We start from the raw sequence: 25,886 nt of genomic DNA, 5'->3' as shown, positions 1-25,886 counted from the left end.
CAGCCAAGGAAGCGGCCATGAAAGCGTTAGGAACTGGAGCATCCCGCGGAGTTACGTGGGCCAGCATCGAAGTGGCTCACGAATCCGGCGGGCGCCCAATCGTGCGACTTGCAGGGAAGACTTCTGAAATCGCTCAGAAGCTCGGGGTCAAGCGAGTTTCGCTTTCTGTAACTCACACTGAGAGCACGGCGATGGCGATTGTGATTTTCGAAGACGGCAAATAGGGCAGAGTTCTAAAACAACGGAGCGCTGGTCGCCCGGCCGTTCCGTTCACGATTAAGTCTTTCGCCGCTCTGGAAGGAGCTTCGTCGCACGCGAGGATCTGCGCCGCTCCTTGCCGGTTCCATCCAGTGCAAAATCCATGCTGCCGACTACGTGCAGGCGCAGGAAGTTTGTCGATCCGCTCGCAGTGCGGGTACCGGCTACGATTCCGATTACGTCACCGTTATGTACAACACCGCGCTGCCAAAGCAAACGCTCGGCGCCACGTACCATGTCATCGGTGACGGGCGTATGATCGCAAATCATCGGTGTGACGCCCCAGAGTAAATTCACACGATTGCAAACTCCAGGCACGTAGGAGAAGGCGTAAATATCTGTCTTTGGCCGGTACTTTGAGATGAGCCGCGCTGTCGTTCCGGTTTCGGTATAAACAGAAATCGCGCGCATATCAAGTTCCTGAGCCGCGTGCGCCACCGACTCGCAGATTGTTTCGGAGATCGAGAGCTTCCCGTTGCTGCGACGTCGATGCGTGGGCTCGGCGGCCATCTGACTTTCGGTTTCGCTGATGATCTTTGCCATCATGCGAAGGGCTTCGCGCGGATATTTTCCGCTTGCCGTTTCTCCCGATAACATCACCGCATCGCTGCCGTCGAAGATGGCGTTGGCAACATCGCTGGCCTCCGCGCGTGTCGGGCGCGGATTCTCGATCATCGACTCCAGCATCTGGGTGGCGGTGATTACCGGTTTGCGCCAGGCGGCCGCACGACGAATCACGTGTTTCTGAATGATCGGAACTTTCTCGGGTGGCATCTCGACCCCGAGATCGCCGCGCGCGACCATCACGCCGTCTGAGATTTCGAGAATTTCTTCCAAGTGCTCAATGGCTTGCGGCTTCTCGAGTTTGGCGATAACCCATACGTCGCCGCGGAACTCTTTGATTTTTTCGCGGACCGCCTGCACGTCAGCGGCGGTACGAATGAACGACACGGCCACCATGTCGACTGCGTGAGCAAGCCCGAACTCGAGATCTTTTTCATCTTTTTCTGTGAGCGAGGGAACGCTGACCACCGTCCCCGGAAGGTTGATGCCCTTGTGCTCGCCCAAAAGCCCGCCATTCACGACTTCGCATTCGACGTCATCACCCTGGATCGAGCGCACACGCAGTTCGATCAACCCGTCGGAAAGGAGAATGCGAGCGCCCGGCTGCACCTCTCGCGCCAGCGTCTTGAATGTCGTCGAGATGATCGAATTTGTCCCCGCAACATCCTTGGGCGTAATCGTGACTCGTGATCCAGCTTTCAGGGCAATGGGGGTCCGGTATTTCAGCCTCCCGGTACGGATCTTCGGCCCTTGGAGATCTTGAAGAATGCAGATAGCCTTGCATTCGGAAGCAGCCACCTCACGAATCGTCGCAATAAGCTTGGCTTTTTCCTCATGCGTGCCGTGGGAGAAATTCAGCCGGGCCACGTCCATGCCGCCGCGAATCAGTTCGCGAACCACTGCTGGAGAACTGCTCGCTGGCCCAAGCGTGCAGACGATCTTGGCCTTGCGTCGGACCTCAGGATGCTCGGGGACTACTGCAGATGCGGTCATGCTCGTGAGTTGTTTCTATGCTAAATCATTTTGCTTTTTGAGGCGTATTGCATAACTTGGAAGGTGTGTGACTAAAACGTTTCAATTGCTAACGAATCAAAACTACTCTGCCTCGGAATTTGCATCGCATTTGGGAAAAACCAGCGCGTTGAATTCCGCTCCGATGAGCACAACGATAGAAACAATGTACAACCAGACCAGTAGGGCTATTACGGCTGCCAGAGAGCCATAGAGGACCGCATAATTTGCATAATTGGTGATATACCATCCAAAGCAGATCGTGGCGGCAAACCACATCGCCGTTGCCAGGAAGGCTCCGGGCAAAACCCTTCGCCAGGATTGCGTGCGAGGTATAGCCATGTGGTAGATCACAGCGATTACGGCAATGCTGGTTAGCACCCCGATCGACCATCGTCCCCAAGCCCAAAGTAGCAAAACGGCTCCGCGCAGTTCGTAGATGGTATGGGCCGCCAGCCAGTTCTGCAATTGATTCCCGAAGCCCACCAGTACCGTTGCAAATCCCAAAGGTATCATTGAGAGAGGAACCAGTAGCAGGGCAACCGCACGCTCCTTCCAGAAACTCCAGGGGTTTACCTGAATCCCATATGCCCGCCGGAAGGCCGACATCCAGGAGACCAACACACCGCTCGCCGCAGTGAGCATCACCAGCGAGGCTGAAATGATCACCCGTACAGGTCGAATATTGCTGCTGTTGAAGTATGCGAGCGCCAGGGCATTCGTCCCAGCCGGTAGGACTTTTCCCAGCGCGTATGAGATCTCCCGAGTGAGCTTTGTCGTATCGCCGGAGACGGCCACAATAGAAGCCAGGATCAGGAACCCAGGAAATACTGTGAGGATCGAAGAGTAAGCCGCCCCCTTGGCAGTGGCGAAGGCTTCATGCTGGAACGCTCGCCACACCGCCCTACGGAAGTGTCCGACCAGATGGAGCATTCATCAGAGGGTATACGAACCCTCAGTGTAAAAATATGCCGCGCACCTCGACCGAGATTGGACACAAGAGACTGTGTTCCTCTCTCATCTTTTACAATCTTTTTACACACATGTTCGCTGTTTATTCGCTTCGCGTGTTACACTCCTGGACGCTATGAAAGTCAATGAATTGTTGTTACCGCACTACGATCAGGAAGTCCAGAATACGCGACGCATTCTTGAGGTCGTCCCACAGGACAAATTTGCCTGGAAGCCGCATGAAAAGTCGATGAGCTTAGGGCGTCTGGCTTCCCATGTCGCGGAGCTTCCGAATTTTCTGACCACGATTATCCAAACCAACGAGATGGAACTGACGACCTCGGATTTGAAGCCATTCTCGCCAACGACACGAACTGAACTGCTCGCAGGCTTCGAAGAACGAGCGAGTGAAGCTCGGCAAGCGATCGCGAATGCCTCAGAAGAGCATTTGGCGAAATCCTGGAGGTTGACGTTCAAAGGTCAAGAGGTCTTTGGTGGCATTCGCAACCTGTTATTGCAAACTACGATCTGTCACCAGGTGCATCATCGTGCGCAACTCACTGTGTACCTGCGACAGAACAACGTCGTGTTTCCCGGAGTCTATGGACCGTCAGCTGATGAGATGGCCGCGTTCAAGTAAGGGAATTTCGCCGCGGCCTTCTCGCGGCTCGTCCCCACGAAACGAAGCTGTGCAAAAGCTGCCAACTGCTTGGAACATAGAATGTTGCGGGCCACTTTGAATCTTATTTGTCGGCCCGTGCGTAACAAATGGGAACGAGTTACGTCTAACAAACGTAGCCAGGAAAGAAGAGGAATGAAGTGTTTAAGGAAGTGACCAAGCTAAATCTGACAATCCAGATCCTGGGGGACGTGGCCGTCCTTCGCTGCGCGGGACGGATCACGGTGGAAGACAGCGAAGAGCTGCGCGAGGCGGTACTCGCCCCACCCGAGATTCGTACAGTAGTGCTTGACTTGGCTGGCGTGAGTTCTGTGGATGCGGCCGGTTTGGGAACGCTCGTCTCGCTGCGGAACTGGGCGACAGAGACTGGAACTCAGTTCAAATTGATGAATCTGGCTCCCCTGGTTGAGGAAGTGCTTGAAATCACGAACCTGAAAGAGCAGTTCGAGGTGTGCTCGCTTTCAGAAATGCTGGATTTACTATGTCGTGCCATTCACCAACCGCGAATGGCACCTTCAGCCAAGTTGTCTCAGAGTCCGCTCACGGCGAGTGCGTCCTGCGCTTAATGATCAAAGTTATCTGCCATACAAACTGCCATCGATAGGCCTCACAGTTTAGCGACTAGCGAGTTGAACTCACGGCAATCCGCGACTGTTCCGGAATAGGAAGCTCCAGCAGACGCGCTGCGTTTTCGAAGCAGATATTCCGGATCATCGTCCCCACCAACTCATCATCATCAGGCAGCTCTCCCGCTTCGACCTCAGTGCCAATGAGGTTGCAGAGCACGCGGCGGAAGTACTCGTGCCGGGGATGCGACATGAACGAGCGCGAGTCGGTCACCATGCCAACGAAGCGCGAGAGCAATCCGCAATTGGATACCGCGTTCATCTGCCACTCCATGGCTTCCTTCTGGTCGAGGAACCACCATCCGCTGCCGAATTGCAGCTTTCCCGGAATAGAACCGTCCTGGAAGCTGCCGGCGATGGTCGCGAAGACGTAATTGTCGGCAGGATTCAAGTTGTACACAATCAACTTAGGCAGCCGATTGTCGTGGTCGAGGCGATCAAGGTAACGAGCGAACGCATCAGCATGGGGCCAGTCGCCGATCGCATCGAAGCCCGTATCACGGCCGAGGGTCTTGAGGGCACGTGTATTGGCATTGCGATAGGCGCCAAGGTGGAGCTGTTTGGTCCATCCTTTCTCGGCATCGAGATGCCCGAAAAAGAGCATGAGGAAACTGGCAAATTTCTTAACTTCCTGATCGCTGGGCTGCTGCCCGCCGCGCGCCTTATCAAAGATCGCCGAGGCTTCCACTTCCGTGCATGGATCGGCATAGCATTGCTGCAGCCCATGGTCGGAAAGACGGCAGCCCTGATCGTGAAAATCCTGGTGACGCTTGCTTAGTGCAGCGAGAAAATCCGAATATTTCGCAATGTTTATATTGGCTGCTGCGGCGAGCTGATCAGTCCAGTCATTGAATGAAGAAGGATTCTCGATGTGCAGAGCACGATCGGGCCGAAACGTGGGAAAGACCGCGGTCACGAGTCCCGCGTTTCGGATTCGCTCGTGATGTTTGAGAGTGTGGACGGGATCATCCGTGGTGCAAACCGCCACCACGCGAAACTTTTCCAGGATTCCCTGAACTCTCAGATGCCCCTGCGCAAGTTGTTCGTTTGCACGATTCCAGATCTCTTCCGCGCTGTTCTCATCGAGCAGTTTATCGATCCCAAAATAGCGCTTCAATTCAAGATGGGTCCAGTGGTAAAGCGGATTGCGAAGTGTATGTGGCACGGTTCGCGCCCAGGCGAGGAACTTCTCATACGGCTTGGCATTTCCCGTGCAGTACCGCTCTGGTACTCCATTTGCACGCATCGCGCGCCATTTATAGTGATCTCCCTCAAGCCAGATTTCCGTGAGATCGCGGAAACGATGATTGTCCGCGATCTCTTTCGCCGAAAGATGGCAGTGATAATCCAGGATCGGCTGATCGGCAGCGTACTCACGATACAGATGGCGGGCGGCTTTTGTCCTCAGCAGAAAGTTTTCAGAAATGAATCCCATATTGATGACCTTACAAAAATTTCTACAATTTCTTGTTTTCGGCTTTGTCGATGTGAGTGTCAGACACGTTATTACATTGGCCCACGTTAAAGTCTTCGACGGCTTTTAATGCGAATGTGGATGTATTGGCCGTTTTCGGAATCTTAATGCGAAAGAAATCGGCGCCACGCACATCCTCCAGGACAAATGCCGGACGTGCATCCTCACGCTGCACGAGAATCTTCACATCGCTCATCTCGATTCCGTTTACGTGGCGAATGAAGAATCCGTGAGATGGGGTATCTCCGAACCTTTTTGGCTCCGGATACCGCTCTCGCTCTTCCTCGGGCGGCTGCAGCGTCGCCTGCGCCGGGGTACCTCCGCCGCGGTGCTCAATCAAGATGTTACTCAGTTTCAACTCCTCAATTGGATGTCCAGGGAGTCCACTGAAAAGGGAAGAAATGTTCGATGCGGCGTTAGAGCAAACGATGTTGTTGATAATCACCCGCCGCAACGCTCCGACCGGAACGCCCTCAGGCCCGCGCATGCGATCGCCGAGGCGGATGAAAATCGGGCCATCGACGATATCGCGCATGCTGATGTTTGTAACCGATATGTCTTCCAGGATGGCTCCATCAACCGCCTCAAGCGCAAGGCCTCTACAACCATCGAATACACAATTCGTGATGGTGATGCGCTTGAAACCGCCATTGGATTCCGTGCCAAATTTAATGCGGCCGTTTCGGGGAATGTTTGCGTCAGCCGGAAACGGCTTGCAAGTGCCGTCGAGCAAGGTTCCTTCTTCGAAACTTCCTGTGAGCAGGCAATCGCTGATCGTGACCATTTCTGTGGCGCGCGCATATCCAAGACCGAAGGAACTCTTTAGGCAGATTCCGTCATCCCAAGGAGAGTTTACGCTGCAGTTGATGACGCGCACGTTGCGGCAGCAATCGATATCGATGCCATCGCGATTTGTATCGACCATTAGATTGTCGATCGTGAAGTTGTCCACTCCTGTGGCCAAGATCCCGAAATGGCCCCCGTGCAGAATGGAAAAATCGCGAAGGATGACGTTATGACAGTTCTTTAGCGAGATCGCCTTGTTCCCTACGCCGGGATCCTCAGCTCGTGGCCCCTGACGGGTACCGCGGCTAAGACCTTTTCCCCAGATGAGGCCAGGACCGATGATGGAAAAGTCGTGAATGTCCTCTCCCCAAATGAGACTGTTGCGCCAGTGGCTGTGGCCATAATCCTGATAATGATCCCACTGGTTCGGCTCCGCCGCGTCGTATTGGCCGCCAGGTCCGGTCTCCGCAGCAAGGATGGTGGTTCCTTGATCGAGATAAAGGGCAACTTTGCTCTTGAGACGAATGGTGTAGGAAAGATAAGTGCCCGCGGGAAAATGTAGAGTTCCTCCTCCCGCGGCGGCTACGGCTTCAATACCTTTATTAATTGCTGGAGTATCTACGGTAGTGCCATCGCCCTTGGCTCCGAAAGCACGAACGTCAAAGAAAGTTTGAACGCCCGGCGCACCAGGAGCCGGAGATGTTCTAGGTGGATCCTGCGCTGACGATGTTGTAGCCGCCCCGGCCGCTGCGCCAGCAATGCCGGCAGCTGTAAGATGCAGAAATTTTCTGCGCGTACTCTCCTGATTTGAACTCAACGGTTCTCCTGTGCAGATTAGTTTCTACGCCGCCGCCTTCACTCACGTAATACAACTCGTCCCCGGATGTGAAAACACAGGTGCGGAGTCTGGCCGACTTAAGCCAGACTTCGCATGCGGTTTTCAGGAAGTTTCAGATCAGAAATTCAACTTCAGTCCAAGTTGTCCGATACGAGGATCCAATGCTGAACGCAGGGCACCAAAATTACCGGCGGAATTCAGCTTCAGGAAATTGCCCGTACCCGAGACAGCCGTTTCGTCGAAGTTGACGCGATTGAAGACGTTGAAGAACTCGGCTCGGAACTGCATGCCCACGCGCTCCGTGAACTTGAAGTTCTTGCCGAGTCCCATATCCCAATCGTAGTAGCCGGGATAGCGCAAGCTTCCTTTGCCGACATTGCCGAAGGTACCGGCCGGATTGGTCACGAACGCCGCAGGACTGAGCCAGTCGCGGCAGGCCGTGGTACCCGTAGCTGGACACGCTCCAGCACCATACGCATTTCCTCCGAGATTCGGCCGATCTTGACCGAGTCCAGCTCTGGAGCCACCACTATTACTGTTTGCTCCTGAAAGAACCGTGAGCGGTCGCCCGGTCTGTGCCGACACTAATCCGCTGAACTGCCAACCTCCCAGAGTGTTGCGAATGAACCCGTTCATTCCGTTCAAACCCGGTAACTGCCAAACGAAAGACGATACGAAACGATGCTGATGATCAAACTCCGACGGCCCTCGATCAAAAGCATGTCGCAAAGGATCGTCCCACGGTCTTGCCGAATAGGTTCCATCGAAACCGTAGAGACCCTGCCCTGGCGGCAGATCGTCAATACTCTTCGACCACGTGTAACTTCCCGTAATGGTCAGACTTTTAGCGCGCCGTTCCGCGGTCAGCTGCAACGAGTTGTAGCTTGAATTTACGTCATAAGGGACGATTTGAAGATCGCCAAACGAGACGTCAGCTGCAGGCTTCACAAGGTTCAACCTTCGAATCGCACCCGCGCATGTGACGGTAGCGGACGGAACGCATGGGTTCTCGTTGATGGTTTCGCCCAGGTGGGAAGTGTGCGAACCCACATAGCCGGCGCGCACGAGCAAGCTGGCCGGCAATTGGCGCTCCAGTACCAAATTCCAGTTGTAGATCGTTGGCACTTGCCACTTATGATTTGGATCCCACCCCAAATAAAGGTCGCTTTGCCGGAAAGGAGCATTCTTCGGAGGCGGGAAAACAGCTGGAAAAGGATAGGCGGTCGTTTGACTCGTGCATTTCTGCAGCGTCTGAGTCGCAGTCTGGGTGCAAAGCGGATCAGCAAACGTGCCGGGGCCTGCTCCGACGGCGCCTGTTTGGAGAAACAGCTGCGGACTAAAAGGCGTCGAATCCACGAACCGGTTATTGTTCATACCGCTTATCCGGGTGTCATAGAAGATGCCCGTGCCGCCGCGCAAACTAGTCTTGCTGTCGCCGAAAACGTCCCAAGCGAAGCCGAGCCGCGGAGCGAAGTTATTCATGCTGTCGCGAAGCCCGTTGTCTGGGAAGCCATTGTCGCCAGGAAAGAATAGTCCCGCAGGCGCGTTTGGAAATACCGTTGAATGTACTCCGGCGATAAGGTCGGGCAACCTAAACTGCGTCCAACGATTCTTGAGTTCGCGTTGCGCGCGCCCTGGCTCCCATCGCAATCCAAGATTCACCGTCAACCTGCGGTTTACCTTGACATTGTCCTGAATGTAGAGACCCGCGAAGGTGTTGCGGTTATTCTTGAATTCTCCTGCGCCCTGCCGGAAGGCGGGGTTGCCGCTATAGTCAGTCAACTTTCCTGCCATCAAATTAGCGAACCCGTCGAAGCTAAACTCAGCCGGCTGGAAGAACTTGTTGTCCAGATCGACGCGGCTGCGCTCGAGCGTTCCGCCGTAATGCAGCTCATGCTTGGAAATGACCCAGCTTACGTCATCGCTCCAAGTGAAATTGTTGCGCACAAACGATGCCGGAGGGTTATCTCCGAAGCTAAATCCACCATTGACCCGGATCTGCTGAATTGCCTTTACGGGCTCATAGGGCAAGGCTACTCCCAAATCGGCAACGCTGATCGCGTTGGCGGCCGGGCCACGACTTGCCTTCTCGCGAGAAAAGCTAAAGCGAGCATCGTTCAGCAGGTGTGGATTAAAGACGTGACTCTCGTGCAGCAGAATGTTTTGTGAGGTTATGGTTGAGCCGTCGGTATATGTCAAAAAGTTGGCCGGGTCGAACACTGCCAGCTTGGTAAATCGGTCGTAGGCGTAACGTGCGGAGAGTCGATCTTTGTCGGTTAGTACGTGATCCACTTTGCCGAGCAGGTCATGAAAGTCCTGATGGTCGGGTTTAGCGAAACTCAGTTTGCCCGCGGCGTCGCCTATTGGAATCCCCTTCAGGAGGTTTATTACCGCTGGATCGGCGGCTGTTGCTCTTTGGGCAACCGTTGGCACTGTAGTTTGGGTCACGTTACCCAGGTTGCGCAGGCGTGTGCCCTGGTAAGAGCTGAAGAAGAAGGTCTTGTCCTTGATGATGGGACCGCCGATCGTACCGCCGAACTGGTTCCGCTTAAGTTGGTCGCGGCCCATATCCTTTGTGGGCGAACCGTTCGGCAGTGTCAGAGGCGCTGCCCAATTTCTTGCGTTGAACACCGCGTTGCGCACGAATTCAAACGCACTGCCGTGCAGGGCATTCGTTCCCGATTTGGTAATCACGTTTACTACTGCGCCCGCGTTTTGTCCATATTCCGCACTGTAGTTACTGGTCTGGATACTGAATTCCTGCAGCGCATCGGGGTTAGGAAAAGGCTGGTTGACATTTGTGTACTCGTCAACATAATTGCCGCCATCGAGCTGATAGCTGATCTGGTTCTGGCGCGCGCCGTTGACGTTTAGAGTCACCGCACCAGGAAAAGTCTTGGTCGTGCCTTGGTCAGCGCCACCGCTTGGGCCCTGAACTGAACCTGCAGTCGTGAGTGTAAGCGTGGCGGCGTTGCGTCCATTCAACGGCAGTTCGGTAATACGCGTTTGCTCAACCACATTTTTCAAGGTGGAGGTGCTAGTGTCGACCTGCACGCCAGTGCCGGTCACCTCGACAATTTCGGTAGGCGCACCCAGTGGAAGCGTGCCATTTACCGTCAAGGCCTGGTTGGCAAGCAGCGTTACTTCTTGCTTGGAAGTGCGGAAACCCGAAGACTCAATGCTCACCGTGTACTGCGCCGGTTTCAGCGAGCTGATTACGTAATATCCCTGGGAGTCAGCGGACGTAGCCCGTACAAGCCCCGTGCCGATTTCCGTCGCTGTAATCTTCGCGCCCGACAGAACGGCTCCCGAAGGATCGCTCACAGTACCGACGATGCTGCCCAGTCCTTGGGCAAGTGAAACTGCGCTGAACGACAGGAGGAAGAACATGAGCAACCACGCTTGCTTCTTCATGACCGCACTCTCCTGACCGCGGCTGCCAGTCAGCCACCTCGATGTGCTGGCCGCTCGTGTCATCTTTTCATTTAGTTTTTTCGAATCCTTGAGCCCCATTCCCGCTAGCCCGGCACCCCGCAGACACTTCTCCGCACGACATTGTGTTGCTTGGGCTTGAGCAGTATGCGAGCGCATGATGTTAGGGTTCGGAGACACTGTCAAGCTCAGAGTAATAAAACGTTTACTTAAGAAAAACTTAAGCAGCCCCACCGGGAAGGCTGATGGGCATGACGAGGAGAAGATTGCAAAACAATCATTGCAGTGAGCGGCGAATGTGGTCGGCAATTGTAAGCGTTAGCGCACGAGGATACGCTGCATTGACCATCGCCAGAGCCTGGTTGCGCACGAGCTTGTGTCCGGCGATTCGCATGGTGTGAAAGAAGCGCGACTGTCCCTTGAGCGAGAACGCCGGCAGGATCGAGTAGCCAAAGCCAGACTCAACGAGTCTCTTGATAGCTTCAGTGTCGGCTGCTTCCATTGCGACATTCGGTTCGATGCCGACCTGCGCGAAAAATGCGTCGATAATCGTCCGCATATTGCTCTGCTTCGGATACAGGAGCCAAGGAACGCGCGCCAGATCCGAAACGCGAATTGATCCGATCTGCCCTCCGCGCACTTTAGTCTGCGAGGGCCGTACTACGAGCAAATCTTCGTCAAATAAGGGGATGGTCGTGATAGTCGGCTCCGAAACAGGAAGCGAAATCAGTCCCAAATCGAAATGACGATCGAGCAGCCCAGCGACAATCTCCTCGGTATTGGCCACGGTTACGTGCAACTCGGTCTGCGGATACTGCTTGCGAAGCATGCGCAAGGGACGCCCCAACCGATACACCAGCGTGGTTACACCCGTGGCGAAATGGAACGGGCGAGTGTCCTCCTGCGCAGCGCCATGGAAGTCGGATTCTATGCGCCGCATCTGGTCGATCACTGTACGCGCATGTTCTGCCAGGCGATACGCCATCGATGTAGGCGCAAGCTTGCGCCCGGAGCGCACAAAGAGCTCCGTTTGCAGATGCTCCGCCAGGCCCTGGAGCTGCAGGCTCACCGCAGCGGGAGAGAGATGCACTCGCTCCGCGCCTCTGGTTACGCTGCCGGTATCCAAAACCGAGAGAAACACCTCGAGCTGATGCACATCCATAGGAACTTTTCCAGACGCGCTGAATTAATGGCGCCAACACTTTAGTTGGGCTAAAGATTCTTTTCAAGAATACCCGTTTGACACAAGTGCCGCTCCATCGCAATATGTACCGCACGCACGCAGGTTAGCTGCTGGTCCGGTGGCCTTGGACATAGACCGGACTCAGCAGCTTTTTTCGTGCCCGTTTTGCTGGATGCAAGCGGGCGTACAATTCGCGCTTTATGAGCATGCCCAAGAATTATTTCGCTTCGCGGTCCCGACGTGAATTCCTGCGCGATCTGACTTGGGCCACAGCTGCCCTGGCAATAACTGGGCTGCACGGCCAAAGCAAACCGCTTGATCGCAAGCTTGGTGTTGCCCTCCTCGGATTGGGCAGGTACTCCTCGGGTCAACTTGGCCCGGCTTTGCGCGAGAGCAAAAATTGCTATCTGGCGGGTGTCGTTACGGGACATCCAGAAAAGGGAGAACGCTGGGCGGCCGATTACGCGCTCAATAAGAAAAACATCTACAATTACGAAAACTTCGACCACATCGCAGACAATTCTGACATCGATATCGTCTACGTTGTCACTCCCCCAGCACTGCATCCGGAATTCACTATCCGCGCGGCCAAGGCCGGCAAACACGTGATCTCAGAGAAGCCGATGGCGACCTCCGTCGCCGATTGCAACCGCATGATTGCTGCATGCAAGGCTGCGAAGGTGAAGCTCGCGATCGGATACCGTCTGCATTACGACCTCTATCATCGCGAGTTGATGCGACTGGCCCGCGACCAGGATTTTGGCCCATTCATGAAAATGACGGGAGACCGCGGCTTCGTCTTCGGCGAGCGCGCCTGGCGCATTGACAAGAAACTGGCGGGCGGTGGCCCTATGATGGACCTCGGCATCTACATTGTTCATGGAGCTTGCATGGCAGCCAATGGCGTCGCTCCGATCGCGGTTACAGCCCACGAGGAGGCGAAGACCAAACCGGAACTCTTTAATGAAGTGGAAGAGACGATTCGTTGGACGATGGAGTTCCCCAACGGTGCGAGCTGCGATGCGGTGACGAGTTTCAACCACTCCTCCGACACCTTCCGCGCGGAAGGCTCGAAGGGCTGGATCGATTTCAAGCAGCACGCGTTCAATTATCGTGACATCGTTTGCGAAACCAGTCGCGGGCCGCTGATTTATCCCGCGATCAACCAGCAAGCGGCTCAGATGGACGACTTCGCCGATTGCGTGCGCACTGGACGCGACACTCCTGTGCCCGGAGAACTGGGCCGTCGTGACATGCAGATCATCACTGCTGTATACGAAGCTGCGCGAACAGGCAAGCGCACGCTCGTCAAAAACTAGGAAGACACGGGAGGCCGGGCGGCCCTCGCCGCGGCATACGAAGAACTGGCAGCCTGCCACATTCGCCGGGCGCTCCGCTTCATGCTAGCCGTCTTCCCTACTCATACCTCAGCGCGTCCAGCGGATGCAGGCGAGCCGCTCTTCGCGCGGGAATATAGCTGGCCGCCAGCGCAATGACGAAGATCAGAAAGGCTGCCGACACAAACATCAAGCTGTCGCGGACTCGAAGACCATAGATCAGGCTGGCTTCGGCCTTTGCCAGTGCAGCTGCTCCAACCAAGCCAAGCAACGCGCCCACGCCGACCAGACGAACGCCGCGCCCCATTACAAGGCGCAGCACTTGCCGAGTGTTAGCGCCGAGCGCCATGCGGATTCCAAACTCGCGCGTTCGTTGCGACACTGAATACGACACTACGCCATAGACGCCGACTGCCGCCAACAGCAGCGCCAGGATGCCGAATTGTGTGACCAGCATCGCGGGCAGGCGTCGCACAAACATCGGTACTGAGCCTTCCACTTTGGAATCCAGGGTACCGATGCGAAAGATCGCGGTGTCGGGGTCGAGCTGCAGCAGCGACCGGCGGACGCTCTCCGCCAGGACTCCGGCATCACCCGAGGTGCGCACGATCAGGTTTCCGAAAGTGTTTGCAGCCTGGGCAAAAGGGTCGTAGATCGTGGGAGTGTCGGGAGTGTCGAAAAATCCGTCTTTAATTTCGTCCACCACGCCGACGATTTCGCGCGGCTTCTGCGTTGGGGAAAAGGTGAAAGTCAAAGTCTTGCCGATGGCGTCGCCGCCGAAGTACTTGTCGGCCAACGCACGATTCACGATGATCACTTCCGGCGAGATGTCGGTATCGCGATCGTCGAAGATTCTTCCCTTCAGCATCCTCGCCTGAAGTGTGGACAAGTAGCGATTACTAATAGCGCGGATGTTGGCCTCGGGTTGCACTGCGCTGGTTGGCGCGGCATAACCCTGCGGACGAAAGCGAACGGTGTTGCATCCATCGCAGGTGAGCGGGAGCACGCTCACAATGGCAACTCCTTGCACTCCGGGAATCGCGTCGATTGCCTGCTCGACCGCGCGCTCATACGCGATTATTTTTGTCGAGCGCTGCGGAGTAGGGGGATTCGTCTTCGGCGGCTCAGGGTCCTGATAATGCGACGGCGGCGCCTGAAATCCAAGCGTCAGGAGATTGTGTCTGTTGAATCCCGGATAAACGTTTACGAGTCGCCACATACTCACGACGAGCAGCCCGGACCCGACAAGCAGCATGGCCGCCAATCCAGCTTCGCCGATGACGAGTGCATCACGCAGCCAGCTCTTCCCAGTCGAGGTGCGCGTATCCTGTGCCAATTCGGAATGAAGATTTGCTTTTCCGCCTCGCAGCGCTGGGGCGAGTCCGAATGCAACGCCTGCAATCACCGCCAGAAGGAACGTGAACACCAATACCGATACGTCGACATGGAGACGATCGAGGAACGGCATGCTGTTACGAACGCTGGCTGGGACACTCGCGACGAGCAGCATCATCGCGAGGCGTGCCACGGCAACTGCTGCCGCACCCGCGATCAACGACAGCAGCACGTTTTCAACCAGAAATTGCCGGGCAATGCGGCCAGCCGAAGCCCCGACCGCGCGGCGCACGGCAACTTCACGCGCGCGTCCTGCGGCTTTGGCAAGCTGAACATTGGCGATATTCGCACACGCGATGAGCAGTACGCATCCGGCTGCACCGAAAAGCAGCAGGAGCACGGGCCGGATCTGTCCCACAATGGCATCGTGCAGCGGCTGAAGGTGAGTCGTGAGGTTGCCATTCGCCAATGGATACGCTGCAGCTAAACGCACTGAAATGGTCTCCATCTCCGCCGATGCCTGCTTCTGCGAGATTCCGGGCTTCAGGCGTCCGAAGACATTCAGCCAGTGAAGGTTACGGCGCTCGATCAGAAATCCTGTCGTGGGAGGCAGCGCAAAGAAGTCTGCTTGTCCGATCGGTGCGAACTCAAAGTCCGCTGGAGTAATGCCGACCACGGTGTAAGGCTCGTCCTTTCCGGAAAAATTCTGCAGTGTGAGTGACTGTCCAATCGCGCCACTCCCGCCAAATATCCGTTGTGCAAACCCGTGACCGATGACGATCTCGTGTGTGGCGCTCGGAGCGCCGGCATGAAACCACGATCCTTGTTCAGGCTGAACTCCAAGCGTCTGGAAGAAATTGTCTGTAACCAAGCCGCCGGAGACCAACTCCACTCCGGTGGGGGTGTGCATCGTCGTGCCATTGCTGGAGTATGCCGCAAGCGATGAAAACACCGTGTTTTGATTGCGCCAGTCCAGATATGTCGGATAGGCGGCCTGATTGCCAGTCGATTCGCCGTGCTTCGCCATGGTGATCTGCACGAGTTGGTCAGGATTCGGAAAATTCAAGGTGCGCAGGAGGCCTGCGTCCACAAAGGTGAAGATCGCCGTGGTGACACCGATTCCAAGCGCAAGCGTGACGATCGCCACAATGCTAACGATCGGCGTCTTCAGCAAAATGCGAAATCCATAACGCACATCATGCAGGAAGCCGTTCATGAGTCACCTCTCCTGAAAGTTACCGCTAGCTTCAGTGAGCAATTTCCAGACCGAGAGAACTTGTACCTAAGCTGCTGAAAAGACGCATGGAGAGAGCGCCTTCTGTGTAGACAATCTGTGCGGGAGCGATGTGGGTGTTCGGGAATGAACGGAACCACGGCGGTAGCAGGTGGTGCATTTGCTTTTGATGTTGCCCTGGATTTTGCTGGACTCCCAATGACAACACTACCATCAACTGCACTACCCGCGACCGCAGGCTGTCCTATGCATATTGCATGCTCTCGTCCGGCTCGCTCGTTCCGATCGGCATCGGCACCGGCGGCAGTGGGCTACCGAGGATCGCTACGCCCTGATCGTCAGCAAGCATGCGGAACGTTGGCGAGATTTCATAGAGCTCTTCGAAGGAGTTTGCTGTCGCCTCCAATTGCGACTCGCCGGAAGCAAGTCCCTCCGAGTCGCGCAGCACAAAAAACTTAGTGCACAGGCGGCGCACTGTGGACAAACGATGCGTGATGATAAGCGCTCCCATCGTTCTGCCAAGGACCTCCTCCAGCCCTTTCTGCACAGCTTTTTCCGTGGTGGCATCGAGCGACGCTGTGGCTTCGTCGACGACCATGAATACGGGTTTACGCATGGCGGCTGCGCCGATCATCAGCCGCTGCTGCTCTCCGCCGGATAGTTCGATGCCATGCCGACCGACTCGTGTATCGAGTCCGTTGGTCAAACGATCGCCGAAATCGATCTTCAGCTTGCGCATCATTGCCCACAGCTCCTCGTCAGGTACCTCGATCGGTTCGTCAGTGAAGCGATAGAGCAGGTTGTCACGGATGGTGCCATCGAAGACCTGGGCTTGCTGCGGCACATAGGCAATCATGTTGAGCCATGAAGACAGGCACACATCGCGGAGATCGTGACCATCGATCAAAATCGCGCCTGAAGTAGCATCCATGTAGCGCATGAGAAGGCGCATGATCGTAGTCTTTCCGGCGCCAGAGGGCCCGATCAAGGCGGCTTTTTCGCCCGGCTCAATAGTGAAACTCACGTTGCGAAGAACAGATAGCGTGGCCTGGACAGTACCGGCTTTATCATTGTCTGGGTGCGGCCGCCCCGCGCTCGCGACTTCTGCGTCGCTCCATAATTCCGACGTTTCTGGATCGTCTACGGACAACATTGGCAGATCGCGCTTCTCGATCGCGTAAGAGTACGAGACATTGCGCATCTCCACCCGGACTCCATTCTTTCGCCTGAGTTCAATTGCGTTTGGTTTGTCAATCGCTTCTGGCGGAACTTTCAGCGTTAGCATGGCCGTGCGAATGGCCGGCATGTTCCAGTTGATCTGGTGCTCGATGTGCCCGATCGTCCAGATGCTCTCGCTCACCTTAGTGGCATACATGAGCAATGGAATAAAAACACCATTGGACCAGTCACCCTGCCATATGCGCCAGGCACCGTATGCGAGTGTTCCGAGCAGGACGAACCGGTTGGAATATCCGCGCCAGGTAACTTTGCGGATGAACCAGAGCCAGAACTTGCGTTCTTCGCCCAGAACCTTGCGAAAGGCGCGGTCCTGATAGGCGATTTCCGCACCCTCTTTCGCGCAAGTCTTTACCCGTTCGATCTTTTCCCAGCGCTCGTGCTCCCAGCGATTGAGGCGCCGGAACTCTTTGTCAAAGGGAACGCATTTCTCGGCAATGTTGCGGTTGAGATACACTAGCCAGAGAAGATAGCTCAGCAGCAGCAGCGACATGAAAAGTGCGGCCGCGGGTACGCGGAACCACAAAAGTGTCAGCGCTACCGTTAAGGAAATGAGCGAGGACGAGCCCTCGAAGGCGAGTAGGTTTTCCAGCTGCTCGATGCGTCCCTTGCCGCGCTCGATGTTCGCTGTGTTCAGGTACGAGCTTTCCTGCAGATGTTGTCCCATGCTCTTCTCAAAGAAGAGCTCGTTCATACGCCGCTTCAATTGCGTGAGGTTCGCCCCCTGCGCGTACTCGCGCGCGATCATCTGCAGCCGATCGAAATATCCATAAATAAGGACGCAAGCGGCCATGCCGAGGAAACTCATGCGGACAGCATGTGCGTCGTGACGGATAAGTCCGTCGACCAGATACTTCGCCAGCCACGCGATACCGTTGAGTGCGGTCACTGAAATCGCCAGCGAGACTAGCATTCGCCTGGTCCAGTGGCGGCTCTCGGGAGTAATGAATTCCTGGTACACCCATCTCGCCACGGCCCAGCTTTCTTTCATCTCATGCAGGTAGTCGCGCCATGACAGAGAGATTTTTCGTGTATCTTGCGGATCGATAATCACTGATGTCCCTTGGAGTGGTGTTTGGCTATTATCGCCAAGAATCGAAGCGAATCTAGCAGTACTGTCGGTCTTGGCCTATAGATGTGCCGCCTCAGTACCTTTACATGAATCAAAATCGGGTAAATACCGGAGCGTCGGGCCCCTCCGCCGGCGTACGGGCTGGTATCAAACGCACCGAGCGGCTACAGCCTCCAGTACTAATACGTCACCCGCACGCTGGCCGTCGTGGCTATCGGGCACGCTTGTGTCGCGTCTAATCTGCCGGAGAGTTTGCTATGTCATTTACTCATCAGCTTCGCTACGCCGGCCGCATGCTGCGACTAAACCCAGGCTTTGCCGCGGTGGCTATCGTGACGCTTGGACTGGGCATCGGGGCCACCACAGCTATGTTCAGTGTCCTCGATGGAGTGGTATTGAAGTCGCTGCGCTATCCCGACGTGGAGCGCATTGTCGCCATCAATACGAGATTTACGAACGAGGGTCGCTCCATCTGGCGTACCACCGGCGGCGATCTGGAAGATTTGCGCTCCATGGATTCCTTCGAGGCGCTCAGTTTCTGCCAGAGCTGGGAAATGGGCGTACAGCTGGGGAAGAGCGCGGAATTTGTTCAGGCTGCTTTCGTGGATCCCAATTTCTTTCATGTGTTCTCGATCGCGCCACTGACCGGCAGACTGTTCACTCAGGAAGATGTAGATCGTTCCGCGGTCGTAGGCCTCGCCTTCGCAGAACGCAACTTCGGATCGGCATCAGCTGCGGTGGGGCAAACGATTGGCATCGGAGGCAAGGCATATGAAATTGCGGGCGTTCTTCCGCTGATGTTTGACTTTCCCGATAAGGGACAGGTCTGGGCTGCGATGTCACCCATTCTGGAGAACCGCAGCCGAAATAGTTACAATTATCATGTAGTCGCAAAGCTGCGGTCCGGAGTCACCACCTCGGTCGCTGACGCACGCCTGCAAGCACTGGCAAAGCGGCTGGCCCTCGCATTTCCGCGCGATAACGGCAATAAAACTTTTAGGGTTACGCCCATTCAGGACCAGCTCTCAGCTCCAGTACGATCCACGCTCTTTATTCTGATGGGCGCCGTCGGACTGGTACTGCTAATCGCGTGTGCAAACGTAGCCAATCTCATGCTCGCTCGGGCCACTGCGCGTTCGCGTGAACTTGCAGTTCGCAGCGCGCTTGGAGCGAGTCGCAGCGACCTTGTTACTCAGTTGCTGACTGAGAGCGCAGTACTGGCTTCGCTTGCGGCGGTGCTCGGAATCGCCTTGTCGGTAGTCGCTACTAAGACACTTCTCAGCCTCGGGGCGCGATTCATGCCTGGAACCCTGCTCGCCGGCATATCACTTGATTGGCGTGTGCTCGCCTTCGCTTTGCTGTCAGCGCTGATTACCAGTTTCACTTTTGGAATTGCACCGGCATGGCAGGCCAGTCGCGTGGATCTGCAGGACGCGTTGAAGCAAGGTGGAACTCGCGGGTTGCTGGGTGGTGGCTCGTCGCGCTTGCGCGGTGGATTAGTGATGGCGCAAATTGCTGTCTCGCTGGTGCTCGCGGTTGGCGCAGGGCTGCTCTTTCGTACCTTGCTGGCGCTCCACGACGCCGATCTGGGATATCGCACGAGCGGCATTCTCGTGACCTACGCGAATATGCCGGCAAATACGCCCTTGGAACACGAGCAAGCAGGACGATTTTTTGATCAATTGGTGGATCGGCTGCGACAGCTTCCTGGCGTAACCAGCGCCGCTCTCTCATTCGGGCTGCCCACAGGCGAATATGGTTCCAATGGTTACTTGGCTGTGGAAGGCAGGCAGTCGTTCACAAGTGGCGACTGGCGCACACTTCCGCATGCAGATTTTAGCGCTTCCAGTCCAGAGTATTTCTCGACCATCGGCATGAGGCTCTTGCGTGGACGCGACTTTAGTGAGGGAGACGCCGGCAATCGTCCGCTTGTAGTTGTGATCAGCGAATCGCTCGCCCGCCAGGCTTTCCCAAATGAGGATCCTCTTGGGCATCGCCTGGTTTGCGGCTTTGACTACGTGTCGATGAAAGGCATGACCGTCATTGGCGTGGTGAGTGATGTGCGCCAGGATTCCCCGGCTTCGCAACCTGGGCCTGCGCTTTATGTGCCACTTAGCCAACATCCTGAACGTGCTGCGGAAGTAGAGGTCGTGGTTCGCAGTTCGGGAAATCCCGACGCCTTGATTCCGGCAGTGCAGAAGACGATTCGAGAGATGAATCCACAGGTCGCAACCAAATTCACGACGATGACTGAGCTGGTCAATGACTCGATTAGCGCGCAAAGCTTCCGCGGCGCACTCGCGAGTAGCTTTGCCGGATTGGCACTCCTGCTGGCCATTTCCGGCATGTACGCCGTGATGAGCTATCTCACGACGCGCCGCACGTCGGAGTTTGGACTGCGCTCCGCGCTCGGCGCGCAGCCCAGCAGCATCGTCAGGCTGGTGCTTGGCGATGCCGCGAAGATGGCGGCGGTGGGGGTGATCGCCGGGCTGCTGCTCTCGCTAGCCGCTGGCAGGCTATTACGGACGATGCTCTTTGGGCTCGAGAGCACGGATCCTCTCACATTCATCGGAGTAATCGGCGTTGTACTGCCAGTGATGGTCCTCGCGGCCGGACTGCCTGCGTGGCGCTCGTCGCAGGTAGATCCTATGATCGCGCTGCGCAACGAATAACGGAACGAGCTTCAGAAGCGGCGCCGCGGTGGCTCGTGTTCCGGACAGACAACGTCTGCACCTTACTGATTCACTCCACTGGCGAGGAATCCGCCATCGACGCACAGGATTTCTCCGGTTACGAAGCTTGCCGCATCTGACGATAGGAACACGGCGGGGCCAGCAAGCTCCGTTACCTGGCCAAAGCGTTTCATTGGAGTACGCGTTAGGAATTCCTGTCCACGGGGAGTTTCATCGAGGAGTTTCTGATTAAGGGGAGTGCGGAACACGCCGGGAGCAATCGCATTTACGCAGACTCCGTGCTGCGCCCACTCAACCGCCAGCGATTTCGTCAACGATGCGACGGCCGCCTTACTGGCAGCATAGGCTGCGACTTCATACAAAGCCACGAATGAACTTAGAGAGGCGATATTAACGATGCGCCCGTAGCGGCGTTCAATCATGTGGCGTCCGAAAATCTGGCAGGCACGCAGAACTCCGGTGAGATTCGTGTCCATGATGTCGTTCCATTCCGATTCGGGAACATCGATGGTAGGCGTGCGCCTGGTTTTTCCTGCGGAGTTGATCAAAATGTCCACTTTTCCCAAACGGGAAACCGCCTGCTGTAGTAAACGTTCCAACGATGCGCGATCTGCTACATCGGAAGTCTGACGCAAAGTACGGCGGCCCCGCTGCTCAATCTCCTTAGCGGTGAATTCAACCTGATCCTCGCGGCGAGAGGTAGGAACCACGTCGGCTCCGGCGTCGGCCAGTCCATGTGCGATCGCACGCCCGATTCCAGAAGTGCCGCCGATTACTACGGCAATTTTGCCTCTCAAGTCGAGGGGAGCGTAACTCACAGAGTCCCTCTTTCATGACTTCGTTCGGAACGACAAATCGAACGCACGCTACCAGTTCCACATAGTGCCGTCGAGTTTGCGGTTGACCGGAAGATATGCACGCTCGTAGGGAAACTTCTTCGCAAGCTTCTCGTCGTAATCAACTCCCAGCCCTGGTTTGTCGCCAGGATCCAGGTAGCCCTTTTCGAAATAGTAAGCATGCGGGAAGACTTCGTCGGTCTCTTTCGTATGCCGCATGTATTCCTGAAGTCCGAAATTGGGAATCGAGATGTCGAAATGCAGGGCGGCAGCCATGGTAACAGGCGAGAGATCTGTAGCGCCGTGGCAGCCGGTCTGGACGTGATACATGTCCGCAAATGCCGCGACTTTCTTGAGATTCGTGATGCCTCCACCGTGAACTACCGTCATCCGCAAGTAGTCGATGAGTTGCTCGGAGATGAGGATGTTGGCGTCCCAGACGCTGTCAAAAATCTCTCCCAGTGCCAGCGGAGTGGTCGTGTGCTGGCGCACGATCCGGAAGCCCTCTTGTAATTCTGCAGGTACAGCGTCTTCCAGCCAGAAGAGATGATAAGGCTCGAGTTCTTTGCCCAATCTTGCCGCCTGAATCGGTGTCAGACGATGATGCGCATCGTGCAGCAGGTGTACGTCGTCGCCGAACTTCACGCGCAGCGCTTCGAATAACTTCGGCACATTCATCAGGTACTTTTCGCTCGACCACAAGTTCTCTGGCGGGAGGCCTTTTTCCGCCGGCTCGTAAAACATCTGCCCACGACCGACTCCATAGGTGCTCTTTAATCCGGGAACACCAGACTGTGCTCGCACTGCCAGGTAGCCTTGCGAAATGTACTTACCAACCTCATCAACGGTCTCGCTAATGTCGGCGCCATTGGCATGGCCATAAACCATCACGCCGGTTCGGCTCTTGCCACCGAGCAGGTTGTAGACCGGTGTCTTGAGTGCTTTGCCCTTGATGTCCCAGAGCGCCATGTCTACTGCTGCGATGGCGCTCATCGTCACTGGCCCGCGACGCCAGTACGCTCCCCGATACAAGTACTGCCAGATGTCTTCTGTCTGGAAAGGATCGCGTCCGATCAGGCACGGAACTACGTGATCGCTAAGATAGCTCGCGACTGCGAGTTCGCGACCATTGAGTGTGGCATCGCCAAGGCCGTAGATACCTTCATCGGTCAGAATTTTAAGCGTGACAAAGTTCCGTCCCGGAGAGCAGACAAGCACCTTGGCGTCTTTAATCTTCATTTCTATACGTCGGTCGATCGATTCGACTTGGTCTCCATCCCAAATGTCATTAACGTGCGACCCTGGCGCTGCCGCCTTTCATAAGCTTCTCGACTTCGGCGAGCGTTGCCATCGTAGTATCGCCGGGAGTAGTCATCGCCAGAGCGCCGTGCGCGGCGCCGCATTCAACCGACCATTGTGGATCGCGTCCAGCGAGGAATCCATAGATTAGCCCTGATGCAAAAGAATCGCCGCCACCAATGCGATCGTATATCTCTAGATTCTCGCGTGTGCTCGAGCGATAGAGCTTCCCATCGTGATAGCAAACCGCGCCCCAATCATTGAATGTGGCGGTTTTCGCATTGCGTAGAGTGGCGGCAACTGCTTTCAGATTTGGGGATTCAGCAACAACGCGCTCGATCATGCGTCGGAAGTGCTCGGCATCGAGCTGGGAAAGGTGCTCGTCGACACCTTCGACTTCGAATCCGAGGGCAGCGGTAAAGTCTTCTTCGTTGCCGATAAGAACGTCTACGAGTTTTACCAGTTCGCGATTGACTTCAGTAGCACGTTTCTTGCCGCCGATCGCCTTCCACAACGACTCCCGATAATTCAAATCGTAAGAGACGATTGCGCCGGTCGCTCGAGCGGCAGACATGGCTTCCTTCGCGACCTGCGGAGTAGTCTCCGACAATGCAGCGAAGATTCCGCCCGTGTGGAACCAGCGGGCTCGCTCTTTGTCGAAGATAAGGTTCCAATCAATGTCCCCGGCGCGAAGTTGGGAAACGGCAGTGTGTCCCCGGTCGGAGCAGCCGACGGCTCCGCGCACTCCGAAGCCGCGCTCAGTAAAATTGAGACCATTGCGAACTGTTCGGCCGACTCCGTCATAGCCAACCCATTTGACGTGCGACTGGTCGACGCCCCCCTGATAAATAAGATCTTGTACCAGACGGCCAACCGGGTTGTCCGTCAACGCTGTCACCACTGTCGTCCGCATACCAAAGCAGCGCAGAAGACCGCGAGCTACGTTGTACTCGCCACCACCTTCCCAAACCCGGAACGTACGAGTGGTTGAGATGCGTGCGTCGTAAGGATCCAGGCGAAGCATCACTTCGCCAAGGCTTACGAGGTCCCACTTGCATTCTGATTGAGGCTTGGTTGTCAATGGCGGCATCTGGCGCTTCGCTCGTTCTGCGATTTAATTGCCGGCACGTCGGACGACTGCATTGCGATTGGGCATAGCCTGCGGCATACCACGCTCGGCGAACCCCATTTGACGGGAAATCTCCTTACAGGTAGCCGCCAATGTTGCGCCAATTTCGCGTTCCTGTTTCAGGATGCGCGAGGATGGACCGGAAATGCTGAGCGCGCCTACCGAAACCCCTGCCTCACTCACAATCGGCGCACCAATGCACGCCACGCCCGGTTCGTTCTCTTCCTGATCGGTCGCATAGCCGCGGCGTTTCACGATCTCCATCTCGGCACGGAGCTTCCGCAGCTCAGTCGGGGTGAGAGTGTCAAAAACTGCTTCGAGATCGTGTTCGGCAGCGTGAGTAATGAGTGCCTTGCCAAGCGAAGTGTTCGCGATCGGCATACGGCTCCCGACCATCGCCGACATGCGAAAGGGCCGCGAGCTTTCCAGTAGGTCGATGTACAGCACTTCTCCGCCATGCAAGACCGCCAGGTTTACAGTCTCGTTGAATCGCAGTTGCAATTTGCGCATGTATGGTTGCGCAACCTGTTTTACATCACGACGGAGGCTGGACGCGTGCTCGAACAACTTGATTCCGAGCCGATAGCGATGACCATCGGTTCCGCGCTCCACATATCCGCGCTCGCAAAGAGTGTGCAGCAAGCGGAACGCGCGACTTTTGTTCAGCGAAACGCGTTTGGAAATCTCGCTGAGCTGCAGTTCTTCAGAATCTCGAAAGCTCTCGAGCACGTCGAGCGCCTTCAATACTGCCTCAACTACATACTTGTCGTTTGTTTCTCGCGGTAGCTTCATAGCAGGGTTTCGGGACGCAAAACCAAAATTCCATTCCACGAAGTGCCAAAGCATTCTCAAAGGAGCAGCATCGTTTGTCAAATGCCGAAAATTCGCATTCCAATTGCTCAGCTGCGTCGTTGGATTTTGTAGAGTGAAATGTAGAACCTTGCGAATGCCTGATTTTCGCCGCGCTCTTTCCAAGCGCATTCCGCTTTTGCTCTACTACTTCCATTCGATAGCAATCGGCCCGTGATTCAGATCGAGGCAATGCTGTTATGCGACTTGTGAGTTTCCAGAATGACGGACACGCTGATGCCGGACTTCTTCGCGAGGATCGTGTGTTCCCACTTAAGAGTGTTGGATTCCCAGATGCAGTCTCGTTCATTGCAGCAGGACCAAAAGAGCATGAGCGAGTTGAAGGATGGCTGAAGCAGGCTTCCTCGCGCGACCTGATCCCGCTCCACTCCGTAAAACTCACGGCACCGGTACCAAGACCGCCGAAGATACTTTGCATTGGGCTGAACTATCGCGATCATGCGAAAGAATCGAAGATGGAGGTTCCCGCGGTCCCGACTGTATTTGCCAAATATGCATCATCCGTCATTGGCCCCGATGAGCCCATCGTACTTTCTTCGGCGACGCAAAAGCCGGACTATGAGGCCGAGTTTGCTGTCGTGATTGGAAAAAAAGCGAAACAGGTGCAGCGTGCAAAGTGGGAAGATTGCGTGTTCGGATACACGATCGTCAACGATGTGAGCGCCCGCGACGTGCAACTTGCAACGTCGCAATGGACCTTGGGTAAGAGCTTCGACACCTTCGCGCCCATGGGTCCGCACATCGTGACGGTGGACGAAGTCATGGATCCGCACGCTTTGGAGATTCGTCTCAGTATCGGGGGCGAAACTCTCCAGCACTCCAATACGCGAGAACTGATCTTTGGCGTTCCTGAGTTGATTGAGTACCTGTCGCAAATGATGACTCTTGAACCGGGGGACATTATTAGTACAGGAACTCCAGCAGGAGTCGGACTCGGTCGAACTCCACCACGCTGGCTGAAACCTGGCGAGGAAGTATTGATTGAAATCGAGAACGTGGGAAGCTTGCGCAACCCCGTGATTGCGGAACAAGAGCGAAGTTGA

General features: G+C 55.8%; 18 protein-coding genes. 6 read left to right on the top strand and 12 right to left on the bottom strand.

The window, feature by feature from the left end; translation table 11 throughout:
- Positions 1-224 (top strand): 4'-phosphopantetheinyl transferase (gene acpS / locus DMG62_20480; protein PYY21086.1); only part of this gene is annotated, 224 nt, incomplete at its 5' end.
- Between the two features lie 52 nt (positions 225-276).
- On the opposite strand, the gene pyk is transcribed toward acpS, so the two are convergent.
- Both pyk and DMG62_20470 read right to left on the bottom strand, forming a co-directional pair.
- Positions 277-1,815 carry a pyruvate kinase gene (gene pyk, locus DMG62_20475; protein ID PYY21085.1) on the bottom strand — a complete coding sequence of 513 codons (1,539 nt, stop codon included), beginning with the start codon at positions 1,813-1,815 and terminating at the stop codon, positions 277-279.
- 102 nt (positions 1,816-1,917) lie between these two features.
- Positions 1,918-2,766, bottom strand: a complete 849-nt coding sequence (locus DMG62_20470) for a YihY/virulence factor BrkB family protein (GenBank protein PYY21084.1) — start codon at positions 2,764-2,766, stop codon at positions 1,918-1,920.
- A gap of 154 nt (positions 2,767-2,920) precedes the next feature.
- On the opposite strand from DMG62_20470, the gene DMG62_20465 reads away from it, so the two are divergent.
- Positions 2,921-3,424, top strand: a complete 504-nt coding sequence (locus DMG62_20465) for a damage-inducible protein DinB (GenBank protein ID PYY21083.1) — start codon at positions 2,921-2,923, stop codon at positions 3,422-3,424.
- A 179-nt stretch (positions 3,425-3,603) separates the two neighbouring features.
- Positions 3,604-4,029: a hypothetical protein gene (locus tag DMG62_20460; protein ID PYY21082.1), complete on the top strand. Its 426-nt coding sequence runs from the start codon at positions 3,604-3,606 to the stop codon at positions 4,027-4,029.
- A gap of 55 nt (positions 4,030-4,084) precedes the next feature.
- On the opposite strand, the gene DMG62_20455 is transcribed toward DMG62_20460, so the two are convergent.
- From DMG62_20455 to DMG62_20440, 4 genes are all read right to left on the bottom strand, one after another.
- Positions 4,085-5,524 (bottom strand): glucuronate isomerase, encoded by a 1,440-nt coding sequence (locus tag DMG62_20455; protein ID PYY21081.1) that lies wholly within the window; start codon positions 5,522-5,524, stop codon positions 4,085-4,087.
- Between the two features lie 22 nt (positions 5,525-5,546).
- Positions 5,547-7,130: an exo-poly-alpha-D-galacturonosidase gene (locus tag DMG62_20450; protein ID PYY21091.1), complete on the bottom strand. Its 1,584-nt coding sequence runs from the start codon at positions 7,128-7,130 to the stop codon at positions 5,547-5,549.
- Positions 7,131-7,304: 174 nt separating this feature from the next.
- Positions 7,305-10,778 (bottom strand): TonB-dependent receptor, encoded by a 3,474-nt coding sequence (locus DMG62_20445; GenBank protein ID PYY21080.1) that lies wholly within the window; start codon positions 10,776-10,778, stop codon positions 7,305-7,307.
- A 118-nt stretch (positions 10,779-10,896) separates the two neighbouring features.
- Positions 10,897-11,781 carry a hypothetical protein gene (locus DMG62_20440; GenBank protein ID PYY21079.1) on the bottom strand — a complete coding sequence of 295 codons (885 nt, stop codon included), beginning with the start codon at positions 11,779-11,781 and terminating at the stop codon, positions 10,897-10,899.
- Positions 11,782-12,008: 227 nt separating this feature from the next.
- On the opposite strand from DMG62_20440, the gene DMG62_20435 reads away from it, so the two are divergent.
- Positions 12,009-13,121: a glucose-fructose oxidoreductase gene (locus DMG62_20435; GenBank protein ID PYY21090.1), complete on the top strand. Its 1,113-nt coding sequence runs from the start codon at positions 12,009-12,011 to the stop codon at positions 13,119-13,121.
- Positions 13,122-13,218: 97 nt separating this feature from the next.
- On the opposite strand, the gene DMG62_20430 is transcribed toward DMG62_20435, so the two are convergent.
- On the bottom strand, positions 13,219-15,690 hold the full coding sequence (locus tag DMG62_20430) for a hypothetical protein (GenBank protein ID PYY21078.1): 2,472 nt from the start codon (positions 15,688-15,690) through the stop codon (positions 13,219-13,221).
- Between the two features lie 262 nt (positions 15,691-15,952).
- On the bottom strand, positions 15,953-17,998 hold the full coding sequence (locus DMG62_20425; GenBank protein ID PYY21077.1) for a hypothetical protein: 2,046 nt from the start codon (positions 17,996-17,998) through the stop codon (positions 15,953-15,955).
- Between the two features lie 275 nt (positions 17,999-18,273).
- Between DMG62_20425 and DMG62_20420 the strand changes: the two genes are divergently transcribed.
- The gene (locus tag DMG62_20420) at positions 18,274-20,688 is read left to right on the top strand and encodes a hypothetical protein (protein ID PYY21076.1); all 2,415 of its coding nucleotides are present in this window, start codon (positions 18,274-18,276) and stop codon (positions 20,686-20,688) included.
- Positions 20,689-20,750: 62 nt separating this feature from the next.
- On the opposite strand, the gene DMG62_20415 is transcribed toward DMG62_20420, so the two are convergent.
- The 4 genes from DMG62_20415 to DMG62_20400 are packed head-to-tail and all read right to left on the bottom strand — an operon-like array spanning position 20,751 to position 24,954.
- Entirely contained in the window at positions 20,751-21,527 is a 777-nt protein-coding gene (locus DMG62_20415) for a 2-deoxy-D-gluconate 3-dehydrogenase (GenBank protein PYY21075.1), read from the bottom strand.
- A 48-nt stretch (positions 21,528-21,575) separates the two neighbouring features.
- Positions 21,576-22,784, bottom strand: coding sequence for a bifunctional D-altronate/D-mannonate dehydratase (locus DMG62_20410; protein ID PYY21074.1), 1,209 nt, complete (start codon positions 22,782-22,784; stop codon positions 21,576-21,578).
- A gap of 49 nt (positions 22,785-22,833) precedes the next feature.
- Positions 22,834-23,934, bottom strand: a complete 1,101-nt coding sequence (locus tag DMG62_20405; protein ID PYY21073.1) for a sugar kinase — start codon at positions 23,932-23,934, stop codon at positions 22,834-22,836.
- A gap of 24 nt (positions 23,935-23,958) precedes the next feature.
- On the bottom strand, positions 23,959-24,954 hold the full coding sequence (locus tag DMG62_20400; protein PYY21072.1) for a hypothetical protein: 996 nt from the start codon (positions 24,952-24,954) through the stop codon (positions 23,959-23,961).
- Positions 24,955-25,022: 68 nt separating this feature from the next.
- Between DMG62_20400 and DMG62_20395 the strand changes: the two genes are divergently transcribed.
- Entirely contained in the window at positions 25,023-25,886 is an 864-nt protein-coding gene (locus DMG62_20395) for a 5-oxopent-3-ene-1,2,5-tricarboxylate decarboxylase (protein ID PYY21071.1), read from the top strand.

The sequence above is a fragment of the Acidobacteriota bacterium genome, assembly GCA_003225175.1.
Lineage (GTDB): Bacteria > Acidobacteriota > Terriglobia > Terriglobales > Acidobacteriaceae > Gp1-AA112.
Note: the sequence above shows the minus strand (reverse complement) of the source record. Positions and strands in the feature narration are given on the sequence as shown.

Excerpts from the sequence above, each read along its gene's own strand:
- pyk (PYY21085.1), bottom strand. The coding sequence starts at position 1,815 with ATGACCGCATCTGCAGTAGTCCCCGAGCATCCTGAGGTCCGACGCAAG.
- DMG62_20470 (PYY21084.1), bottom strand. The coding sequence starts at position 2,766 with ATGCTCCATCTGGTCGGACACTTCCGTAGGGCGGTGTGGCGAGCGTTC.
- DMG62_20465 (PYY21083.1), top strand. The coding sequence starts at position 2,921 with ATGAAAGTCAATGAATTGTTGTTACCGCACTACGATCAGGAAGTCCAG.
- DMG62_20455 (PYY21081.1), bottom strand. The coding sequence starts at position 5,524 with ATGGGATTCATTTCTGAAAACTTTCTGCTGAGGACAAAAGCCGCCCGC.
- DMG62_20445 (PYY21080.1), bottom strand. The coding sequence starts at position 10,778 with ATGCGCTCGCATACTGCTCAAGCCCAAGCAACACAATGTCGTGCGGAG.
- DMG62_20440 (PYY21079.1), bottom strand. The coding sequence starts at position 11,781 with ATGGATGTGCATCAGCTCGAGGTGTTTCTCTCGGTTTTGGATACCGGC.
- DMG62_20435 (PYY21090.1), top strand. The coding sequence starts at position 12,009 with ATGCCCAAGAATTATTTCGCTTCGCGGTCCCGACGTGAATTCCTGCGC.
- DMG62_20430 (PYY21078.1), bottom strand. The coding sequence starts at position 15,690 with ATGAACGGCTTCCTGCATGATGTGCGTTATGGATTTCGCATTTTGCTG.
- DMG62_20420 (PYY21076.1), top strand. The coding sequence starts at position 18,274 with ATGTCATTTACTCATCAGCTTCGCTACGCCGGCCGCATGCTGCGACTA.
- DMG62_20410 (PYY21074.1), bottom strand. The coding sequence starts at position 22,784 with ATGAAGATTAAAGACGCCAAGGTGCTTGTCTGCTCTCCGGGACGGAAC.
- DMG62_20405 (PYY21073.1), bottom strand. The coding sequence starts at position 23,934 with ATGCCGCCATTGACAACCAAGCCTCAATCAGAATGCAAGTGGGACCTC.
- DMG62_20400 (PYY21072.1), bottom strand. The coding sequence starts at position 24,954 with ATGCGCTTGGAAAGAGCGCGGCGAAAATCAGGCATTCGCAAGGTTCTA.
- DMG62_20395 (PYY21071.1), top strand. The coding sequence starts at position 25,023 with ATGCGACTTGTGAGTTTCCAGAATGACGGACACGCTGATGCCGGACTT.